This window comes from Streptomyces hainanensis (assembly GCF_004348415.1).
Taxonomy (GTDB): Bacteria; Actinomycetota; Actinomycetes; order Streptomycetales; family Streptomycetaceae; genus Streptomyces; species Streptomyces hainanensis.
In genome coordinates this window covers 1-694 of record NZ_SMKI01000913.1, presented here as the reverse complement: position 1 = coordinate 694, position 694 = coordinate 1, and the positions used below count along the sequence as shown (strand labels likewise).

General features: G+C 75.9%; 1 pseudogene. It reads right to left on the bottom strand.

The window, feature by feature from the left end:
- Positions 1 to 585: 585 nt before the first annotated feature.
- Positions 586 to 694, bottom strand: a pseudogene (locus E1283_RS39370) (aldo/keto reductase); the annotation flags it as partial.

The window sequence follows — 694 nt, the reverse complement described above, 5'->3', positions numbered from 1 at the left end:
AGCGTAGGATCTGTATAAGAGACAACCCCGCACGCCGTCCCGTTGGCCGCCCAGGCACGGCTGCACATGCGCGCCCCGAACTCCCGGGAGACCGGCCGCGTCTCCCTCGGCACCCCCGGGGTACGCCGGCTGACCGCCGAGGAGGCGGCCGAGGCCGGCGCCGACTGGGGCGCGTTCGTCGCCGCGGAGGCGGCGCACAGCGACTTCTACCTGCTCAGCGTGGCCTGCGCGTTCCGCCCGCCCGCCGACGGAGCCCCGCTCGTCGACGCCGCCATCGGCCTCCGGCTCGAATGCCCGGGCGAGCCGGCCGGCCGGCAGCCGATCGCCTGGTCGCTCGCCCCCAAGGCCCGCCGCCGCCCCGTGGAGCGCCGCACCACCGTCTCGGTCAGCGCCCAACTGGCCATCGTCGAGGCCGGCGTCGAGGTCGGCCCCGGTCACGGCGAGGAACTGTTCGTGACGGGGATGGGGGAGCGGGACAGCGACCCCGAGTGGCGGTTCCGCGCCGTCGCCGACCACCCGCTGATCGGCGACGAGACGCTCACCGCCGTCGTCCGCGCCCCGACCGGCGCGCCCGCGCTCGCCCACCTGACCGAGCGGCGACCACGCCTCGGTGGCGATGCCGAGCTCCGTGTGCAGGGCCCGCAGCTCGGACTGCTGGAGGTACGGGTGCAGCTCGATCTGGTTGACCGCGGGC